Source organism: Hydrogenimonas sp., assembly GCF_029933015.1.
Classification (GTDB): Bacteria; Campylobacterota; Campylobacteria; order Campylobacterales; family Hydrogenimonadaceae; genus Hydrogenimonas.
Window position 1 is genome coordinate 20262 of the sequence record NZ_JAOZOZ010000003.1, and the last position, 8491, is coordinate 28752.

At 55.5% G+C, this 8491-nt stretch carries 11 protein-coding genes; all 11 read left to right on the forward strand.

What is annotated here, in order from left to right; genetic code table 11:
• Positions 1-393, forward strand: coding sequence for a biopolymer transporter ExbD (locus tag Q1K23_RS00645; protein WP_300361081.1), 393 nt, complete (start codon positions 1-3; stop codon positions 391-393).
• Complete coding sequence (locus Q1K23_RS00650) at positions 386-1150, forward strand: TonB C-terminal domain-containing protein (protein WP_300361083.1); 765 nt, start codon at positions 386-388, stop codon at positions 1148-1150. Before Q1K23_RS00645 ends, Q1K23_RS00650 begins: the two co-directional genes overlap by 8 nt.
• A gap of 2 nt (positions 1151-1152) precedes the next feature.
• Entirely contained in the window at positions 1153-2403 is a 1251-nt protein-coding gene (tolB, locus tag Q1K23_RS00655) for a Tol-Pal system protein TolB (RefSeq protein WP_300361085.1), read from the forward strand.
• Between the two features lie 76 nt (positions 2404-2479).
• Positions 2480-3028, forward strand: a complete 549-nt coding sequence (locus Q1K23_RS00660) for an OmpA family protein (protein ID WP_300361086.1) — start codon at positions 2480-2482, stop codon at positions 3026-3028.
• A gap of 5 nt (positions 3029-3033) precedes the next feature.
• Positions 3034-3900, forward strand: coding sequence for a tetratricopeptide repeat protein (locus Q1K23_RS00665; protein ID WP_300361089.1), 867 nt, complete (start codon positions 3034-3036; stop codon positions 3898-3900).
• Positions 3901-3970: 70 nt separating this feature from the next.
• The gene (locus Q1K23_RS00670; RefSeq protein WP_300361092.1) at positions 3971-4480 is read left to right on the forward strand and encodes a peptidylprolyl isomerase; all 510 of its coding nucleotides are present in this window, start codon (positions 3971-3973) and stop codon (positions 4478-4480) included.
• Entirely contained in the window at positions 4467-5222 is a 756-nt protein-coding gene (locus Q1K23_RS00675; protein ID WP_300361094.1) for a Fis family transcriptional regulator, read from the forward strand. Before Q1K23_RS00670 ends, Q1K23_RS00675 begins: the two co-directional genes overlap by 14 nt.
• 105 nt (positions 5223-5327) lie before the next feature.
• Positions 5328-6266 (forward strand): ACP S-malonyltransferase, encoded by a 939-nt coding sequence (gene fabD / locus Q1K23_RS00680; RefSeq protein ID WP_300361096.1) that lies wholly within the window; start codon positions 5328-5330, stop codon positions 6264-6266.
• Positions 6266-6964, forward strand: coding sequence for a 5'-methylthioadenosine/adenosylhomocysteine nucleosidase (locus Q1K23_RS00685; RefSeq protein WP_300361099.1), 699 nt, complete (start codon positions 6266-6268; stop codon positions 6962-6964). The genes fabD and Q1K23_RS00685 overlap by 1 nt, the downstream gene beginning before the upstream one ends.
• Positions 6942-7706: an ATP-binding protein gene (locus Q1K23_RS00690; protein ID WP_300361102.1), complete on the forward strand. Its 765-nt coding sequence runs from the start codon at positions 6942-6944 to the stop codon at positions 7704-7706. Before Q1K23_RS00685 ends, Q1K23_RS00690 begins: the two co-directional genes overlap by 23 nt.
• 57 nt (positions 7707-7763) lie before the next feature.
• On the forward strand, positions 7764-8491 hold a 728-nt coding region (locus Q1K23_RS00695), incomplete at its 3' end, for an NYN domain-containing protein (protein WP_300361105.1).

Below are 8491 nucleotides of genomic sequence, written 5' to 3' on the forward strand. Positions count from 1 at the left end.
ATGCGATACGAATGGGATGAAAAACCCGATCTCAACATCACGCCGCTTGTCGACATCATGCTGGTGCTGATGGCCATTTTGATGGTCACGGCACCCACGATCATCTACGAGGAGAACATCACCCTCCCGCAGGGTTCCAAAACCCGTACCCTCCAGAAAGTCAAGTCGATCGAGATCAGCATGGACAAGAACCGCGTGATCCATTTCCAAAAAGAGAAGTTCGACAAAATCTCTTTCCCCGACCGTTTTCTGCTCAAGACCCAGTCTCTGGACAAAGGGATACCCGTCTACATACGGGCCGACGAGCGTCTTCCCTACAAGGATGTGATGTATCTGCTCAAAACGGTGAAGGAAGCGGGATTTTCGAAAGTCTCACTGGTGACCGATGGATAAAAGGGGTCTCTTCTTCTTTACGGGCGGAGCCGCCGCCTTTCTCTTCTATTTCGTTCTGATTCTTCTGTTGATAATCTTTTTCAACGACTACAAAAAATCGAAGCGGTACGTTCCGAAAGTCTCGGAATCGATCGAAGTCTCTTTGATGCAGATGCCGCCGGCGAAACCGAAGCCGCAGCCGGTCGAAAAAAAAGAGGTCAAACCGAAAACCAAAGCCAAAACGCCGGCCGTCGCCAAAAAGAGCAGCGCCTCGCCGAAACAGCCCACAAAGCCCAGACCCAAAGCGATCGCCTCCCTCTTCAAGGGTGTCAAGATAAAAGAGCCGACCGATACCTCCAGAGCGGCACGTCTGGCCAACGCGCCGAAAATCAGGTACAAGGCCACATCGAAAGAGGAAAAACGGGAGCAGAAAAGAGCCCAGCAGCTGATCAGGGATATCAACCTGAGCAAACCGTCGATCAGGATGTCGTCCAAAGCGTCGGGCCAGGGAGAGGTGGACGCCTACATGTCCAAACTCTACGAGATACTCTACGGCTCCTGGCAGCCGGAGTCGGTCTATGCCGGTTCCGCCGCCACCGTGCGACTGACGATAGCGCCCGACGGGGAGTTTGAGTACCGCCTCTTATATCCTTCGGATAATCAAGGTTTCAATGAGAGCCTGATAGAATACCTCGAACGACTCAAACATAAAAAATTCCCGTCACACAAGCGCGGCAGAGAGCTCGTGATCGACGTGGAATTCAAAGCGAAGGAGTAGGCGTGCGAATAGTTTTAATGATGTTGATCGGGGTTTTCCTCTATGCCTCGGACGCGACCCTGGAGATCGTCAAATCGGCCGACAACCGACCTTCTGTCGTGATACAGGACGCTTCGGTTTTCGGTACCGAAACGACCCGCCAGAAGTTTTTCAGACTCGTCATGGGCGACCTGAAAGTGACGGCCCACTTCAAAGTCGAGGACACCTACCACTACACCGGGTACGACGCCCTCGTCGACCCGATGCTAAAATCCTACAACTATCTGCTGCGGTACCGCTTCAGAGAGGGTGACCAGCAGCGGCTCTACATGGACGTCAAAGCCTTCGAACTTCCCTCGGGCAGCCCTTTTTACGAAAGAAGCTACCGTGTGGCCAACCGTGCGAGATACCCCTTTCTGATCCATCAGGCCGTCATCGATTTCAACGACTTTCTGAAGATGCCCAGCGTGGCGTGGATGAAGCGTTACGTCGTATTCTCCGAATACGTCAAACCCAAACACGCCGATATCGTCATCGCCGACTATACGCTCACCTACCGCAAACGGCTCGTCAGCGGCGGGCTCAACATCTTCCCCAAATGGGCCGACCGGGAGCAGAAGGGGATCTACTTCACGAAACTCGGGCGCCGGCCAGTCCTTTACTACTACAACATCTACACGGGCCAGCAGCGCAAAGTCGCCACCTCCGACGGGATGCTGGTCTGCTCCGACGTCAGCCGTGACGGGAAAAAGCTGCTCTTGACGATGGCCCCCGACGGTCAGCCGGATATCTACCAGTACCATCTCGACAGCGGGATGAAGGAGCGGCTCACGTTCTACTCGGGCATCGACGTTTCGGCCCAGTATATCGACGGTGAGAAACGGATCGTCTTCGTCTCGGACAGACTGGGATACCCCAATATCTTCGCATCCCGTATCGGCAGCAGAGGCGTGCAGCAGATGGTCTTCCACGGCCGCAACAACAACGCCTGCAGCGCCCACGGCAGATACATCGTCTACAGCAGCAGGGAGACGGACAACGCCTTCAGCTCCAACACGTTCAATCTCTATCTGATTTCGACCCAGACCGACTACATCCGCCGGCTGACCGCCAGCGGTGTCAATCAGTTTCCGAAATTTTCCGAGGACGGGGAGAGCGTGATCTATCTGAAGCATTACGCTTCCCAGAGCGCCATCGGCATCATCCGGCTCAATTACAACGAAGGGTATCTCTTTCCTCTCAAAGGAAAACGTATCCAGTCGATCGATTGGTGAATCAGTATAAATATCAATGAAAAACCAGTAACTTTATGATAAAATCCACAAAACTTATACATAAGGAGACAGAGCGATGAGAAAGAGTTTGTTCATAGCCGCAGTGGCCGCGGCACTGCTGATGAGCGGGTGTTCCCAGAAAGAACCCGAAGTCGACATGACGCAGCAGGGTGCGGGACAGGAAGCGACGAGTGCCGACAGCGGCCTCGATACGATCCAGGGCAGCACCGAGTCGAGTGACATCATGAGCGAGGACGCCCGTCTGGCGAAGATCCGTGAGATCGAAGCGAGCGCGAAAAAGATCTATTTCGATTTCGACAAGTACAACATCCGTCCCGACCAGGAGCCCAGAGTCGACGAGGACGCCAGACTCTTCGCTTCGGAAGACGCGAAAGACCTGACGATCAAGATCGAAGGAAACTGTGACGAATGGGGTACCGACGAGTACAACTACGCTCTGGGCCTCAAGCGCGCCAAGAGCGTTCGCGACGCACTCAGCGTCAAAGGTATCGACGAGAGCCGCATGGTGATGGTCAGCTACGGCGAAAGCAATCCCGTATGTACCGAGCATACAAAAGAGTGCTGGGCACAGAACAGACGTGTAGAATTCAAACTCCTCCCCTGATCTAGATGAAAAAACTTTCTTTGACAATCCTTCTGGCTGTCGCCGCGTTCGCGGCGTCACCGGAAGAGCCCTCCGCATTCGGAGCCGGCAATCTCGACAGTCCCAATCCCTACGGCCTCAGTGAAGAGGAGAAGCATATTCTCCGAAACAAACAGGCGATCGAAGCCCTACAGAAAAGCCTTCTAAAGCAGCAGCAGATCGTTCAGGAGAACCGTGAACGCATCGACGGACTCCAGAGTATCCTCGAAGGCCTCAACAGCAAGATCCGATCCTACGACAACGCCGTGGAGAAGATCGACGATCTCAACCGGACCGTCGATCAGCTGGTCGTGACCCAGCAGGAGAATTTCGAGCAGATCCGAAAGGTTCTTCAGGAACTGGGCGCGATGATCGACTCGATCAACGAAAAATATGTGGACAAAGAGCGTTTCGAGAAGCTCGAATCGGCTTTTCTCGATTTCAAGAACTCCTACGAATCCTTCATGAAAAAGGGAGACCTGAGCGGGAAGGCGAACGCCGACATCTTCGTAGAAGCGAAAAAGCTCTTTTCGAAAAAACGCTATTCGGACGCGAAGATCTATTTCGACCATCTGATCAAAAACCACTACAAACCGGCCACGTCCAACTACTACCTGGGTGAGATCGCCTACCGGGAAGGGCGATACAAGGATGCGATCGCCCACTACAAAAAGAGCGCGTCACTCTATGACAAGAGCAGTTTCATGCCGACCCTGCTGCTGCATACGGCCGTCTCTTTCGAACGCCTGGGCGACAGAAAGCAGGCGAAACAGTTCTACGAATCGCTGATACAGCTCTATCCCGAAAGCAAATCGGCGAAGGTCGCCAGAAAAAATCTCGCCAAGCTGAAATAACTTTATAAACTTAAGAAAAACTAAACAATGGGTGTGTTAAGATACCCAACTTTTTGAAGGAGAATTATTGATGAAAATCGAAGACAACAACGTCGTTTCATTCAATTATGAAGTGAAAGACGCAAAGACCGGCGAAGTGGTCGATTCCAACATGGGACAGGCACCGCTTTCGTTCATTACAGGAAAACAGCAGATCATTCCCGGTCTCGAAAACCAGATGAAGGGGATGGAAGCGGGTGAAAACGCCGACATCCTCGTGCCCGCGGCAGAAGCCTACGGCGAATACAATCCCGAAGCGGTCCAGACCATGCCGCGCGAGCAGTTCGCGGGCATCGAACTGCAGGAGGGCATGACGCTCTACGGACAGAGCGAAGACGGACAGACCGTCCAGGTCACCGTCAAAGCTTTCGATGAAAACGAAGTGACGATCGACTTCAACCATCCTCTTGCGGGCAAAGATCTTCTCTTTACCGTCAGTGTCGCCGAAGTTCGTGAACCGACCGTCAACGAATCTCTCAGCGGCCAGGTCGAGCAACCCGGTCACGATAGTTGCGGTTGCGGTACAGGTGGCTGCCACTAATTTCATCGCCGTTTCGAAGCCTCTCAAAGAGGCTTTGAAATCCGCCAACCTTCTCAAATCTCTCAAACTCAACACACTCATCAGCGGTGAGCCCGGAACGGGACGCCACACACTCGCGAAACTCATGATGCCGGAAGCCCCGGTCGTTCACGGAAACCATCCCGATCTCTACAATCTGATGGCAAAACACGACCAACTCGTCATCGACCGTTTCGAAACGATCGAGAACTATCCGAAATTTTTTCAGACGATCCAGAAGCGTGGAATCCACATCGTCGCAGTCGTCAACGGCGAGACGGCGGATCTCCATGGCGGATTTTTCAGCGTGCGCATCACGATACCCCCTCTGAAAGAGAGACCCGAAGACATCGATCCGCTCGTCGAGAAATTCAAATCGGAAGTTCTGGGAATGTTTGGAGATGAGGATTCGAAAGATTTCGAAGTGGAGAGGGAAAAACTCGACATCAGCCTCAACGCTTTTTCTCTCAGGCGCTCGATCGTCCTGCAGTATCTCGCATCCGGTATCGGAGAGGTGGATCTTCTCTATCTCAACGAAAAATTTCTCGCGGAGAGGATGGAGCGGACCGGGGAGGTCTACCGGAAACTGCTCTATCTCTACGAAGTGCCCCTGATCCGAGCCGGCACCAAGCGCTACAAAAGTCAGCTGAAGATGTCCAAGGCTTTCGGTCTCAACCGCAACACCCTCAGAAAAAAGATCGGCGAGTGGCGTGAATATCTTTGATATTCTCCGTTTGGAAACGATCCAAAAAGTCCCGATTTATCGAATTTATTGGTCGAATGTGCCATAATTAGAGCATCAAACAGTGTTGGAAGGAGAAATTATCAGATGAAAAAGAGTGCCTTTTTGTTTCCCGGTCAGGGATCCCAGGCGACCGGCATGGGAAAATCGTTCGTCGAACACTCCCAGACGGCGGCACAGATGCTCGAAGCCGCGGGAGACGCGCTGAAGATCGACATGGCGAATCTTCTCTTCGAGCCCAACGACCTGCTGGAGCAGACACGTTACACCCAGCCGGCGATCCTGCTGGTTTCGATGATGGCGTACCGGCTTTTCAAGGAGCAGATTCCCGACGCGCCGGCTTTCGCGCTGGGGCACTCCCTGGGCGAGTTTTCGGCCCTGGCGTGCGTGGATGCGATGGATTGGCTCGAAGCGGTGAAGCTGGTCCATCTGCGTGGCGATCTGATGCAGAAGGCGTGCGAAGGGATCGACGCGGGAATGATGGTGGTCCTGGGTGTGGCCGACGAGGATGTCGAAGCGATTTGCCAGGAGGCACGTGACAGCGGCAAAAAGGTGTGGCCCGCCAACTACAACGCCGACGGTCAGATCGTCATCGCCGGGATCAAGAGCGACCTGCAGAGCATCGAAGAGGCGCTCAAAGCGGCCAAAGCGCGCCGTGTCATGCTGCTGAACATGTCGGTGGCGAGCCACTGTCCGCTTCTCGAACCGGCCGTGGCACCCCTGACCGAGGCCCTCGAGAAGGTGCTGAGAGACTCTTTCGCGGCTCCCGTCGTCTCCAACGTCACGGCCAAAGCCTACAACTCCAAGGCCGAAGCCCTCGACCTGCTGGGACGCCAGCTCGTCTCTCCGGTCCTCTACAAACAGTCGATCCGCGACAACGACGACCTGGTCGACCGCTATATCGAGTTCGGCCACGGCGGGGTTCTCAAGGGACTCAACCGCCGCACCACCAAAAAACCGACGCTGGTCGTCAGCGACTACGACTCTCTCAACGCGACTTTGGAAACATTGGCGGGTGAGGGCTGATGGTCGTCGGAGTCATGGGGGCGATGCCCGAAGAGATCGAACCGATACTGGCGCGACTGCAGGATGTCAAAAAGCATGAGATCGCCGACAATATCTACTATACGGCACTCTACGGATCGCTGGATCTGGTGATCGCCTACAGCAAGATCGGCAAAGTCTTCTCCGCCCTGACCGCTTCGACGATGATCGAGAAGTTCGGTGCGCAGAAGATGCTCTTTTCCGGTGTGGCCGGCGCGATCGACCCCGATCTCAAAATCGGAGATCTGATCGCCGCGACGAAACTGTGCCAGCACGACCTTGATATCACGGCCTTCGGCCACCCCTACGGCTACGTGCCGGAGGGAAAGGTCTACGTGGAGGCCGATCCGCGTCTGCTGGAGATCGCGGCCCGTGTGGCCCATGAACGGGGCATCACGCTCAAACGGGGCATCGTCGCCACCGGAGACCAGTTCGTGGCCGATCCGGCTCGCAAGGAGTGGATCGGAAAAACTTTCGACGCCGCGGCACTGGAGATGGAGGGGGCGGCCGTGGCCGTCGTCTGCGACGCCCTCGACATTCCGTTTTTCATACTGCGGGCCATCAGCGACGCCGCGGACATGGATGCGGGATTCGATTTCGACGCCTTTTTGGAAAGTTCGTCGGCCGTAAGTGCCGATTTTCTCTTCGCGATGCTCGATGCCGTCGATCAAGATAAGTAAAAAGATCCTGCGGGCCGCGGGCCGCGCCAACGTCAAGTACAGACTGGTGGAGGAGGGCGACCGCATCCTCGTGGGACTCAGCGGCGGGAAGGACTCCCTGACGCTGGTGCATCTTCTGAAACATATGCAGCGCCACGCGCCCTTTCGCTTCGAGTTCAAGGCGGTGACGGTCCATTACGGGATGCCGGGCGAGCGGTACGACGTGCTGGTGCGCCACTGCGAAACCCACGACATCCCCTACGAGATCTACGAAACCAACATCTTCGAGATCGCCGAAGAGACGATTAGGGAGAACAGCTCCTTCTGCAGCTACTTTTCGAGAATGCGCCGCGGTGCGCTCTATACGAAGGCGCAGGAGGGGGGCTACAACAAGGTGGCGCTGGGACACCATCTCGACGACGCGGTGGAGAGCTTTTTCATGAGCATGCTCTACAACGGGGCGCTGCGCTCCATGCCTCCGATCTACCGGGCCAAGAAGGGTTTTCACGTCATCCGTCCGCTTATCTGGGTCAGAGAGCGTCAGACCCGCGCCTTCGTGGAGGAAAACGGCATCGCCGCCATCGGAGACGAGGCGTGTCCGGCCATGCTCAAAAAGGTGAAGCTCCCCCATACCAGAGAGAGCACCAAAGCGATGCTCGAAAAGTGGGAAGCCGAGAATCCCGAGCTCTTCAAACAGCTCAAAGCGGCATTTTGCCATCTGCATCCGGGTTCCTTCATGGACGAAAGATACCTGGAGCGCTGACACCCGGCCCATAGAAAAAGGGATCGGAGCAAACCAACATACAAGAAGGACGAAACATTGGAAAAAACGGCGAAACTGGCGGTACTGATCGATGCGGACAACGCCCAGCCCTCCATCATCGACGCCCTGCTGGCGGAGATCGCCAAATACGGCACGGCGAGCGTCAAACGGATCTACGGCGACTGGACGCTTCCACAGCTGAAGGGGTGGAAAGAGGTGCTTCTGACCCATTCGATCCAGCCGATCCAGCAGTTCGGGTACACGACGGGCAAGAACGCCACCGACAGCGCCATGATCATCGACGCGATGGATCTACTCTACACCGGAAATTTCGACGGTTTCTGTATCGTCAGCAGTGACAGCGATTTCACGAAACTGGCGGCCCGCATCAGGGAATCGGGTCTTACCGTCTACGGCTTCGGAGAGAAGAAGACCCCCGTCCCCTTCGTCTCGGCCTGTGACAAGTTCATCTACACCGAGGTCCTCAGAGCCGAAGAGAGCGAGGAGGAGACACCGATCCGCCGGCTGACGGCCGCCGAACTGAAAAGGGACCGCAAGCTGATCCGTCTGCTCAGAGAGGCCGTCGACGCGGCGAGCGACGAGAGCGGCTGGGCCCACCTGGGCGCCACCGGCAACATCATCGCCAAACAGTCCCCCGAGTTCGACCCCAGAAACTACGGCTACAAAAAGCTGGGCGAACTGATCAAGGCGACGGGCCTCTTCGATATCGAAGAGCAGGTGACCCACCGCGGCGCCAAGGCGATCTACGTCCGCAACCGTAAAAG

Coding starts and splice junctions, on each gene's coding strand:
- Q1K23_RS00670 (WP_300361092.1), top strand. CDS start 3,971: ATGAAAATCGAAGACAACAACGTCGTTTCATTCAATTATGAAGTGAAA.
- Q1K23_RS00685 (WP_300361099.1), top strand. CDS start 6,266: ATGGTCGTCGGAGTCATGGGGGCGATGCCCGAAGAGATCGAACCGATA.
- Q1K23_RS00690 (WP_300361102.1), top strand. CDS start 6,942: ATGCCGTCGATCAAGATAAGTAAAAAGATCCTGCGGGCCGCGGGCCGC.
- Q1K23_RS00650 (WP_300361083.1), top strand. CDS start 386: ATGGATAAAAGGGGTCTCTTCTTCTTTACGGGCGGAGCCGCCGCCTTT.
- Q1K23_RS00665 (WP_300361089.1), top strand. CDS start 3,034: ATGAAAAAACTTTCTTTGACAATCCTTCTGGCTGTCGCCGCGTTCGCG.
- Q1K23_RS00645 (WP_300361081.1), top strand. CDS start 1: ATGCGATACGAATGGGATGAAAAACCCGATCTCAACATCACGCCGCTT.
- Q1K23_RS00660 (WP_300361086.1), top strand. CDS start 2,480: ATGAGAAAGAGTTTGTTCATAGCCGCAGTGGCCGCGGCACTGCTGATG.
- fabD (WP_300361096.1), top strand. CDS start 5,328: ATGAAAAAGAGTGCCTTTTTGTTTCCCGGTCAGGGATCCCAGGCGACC.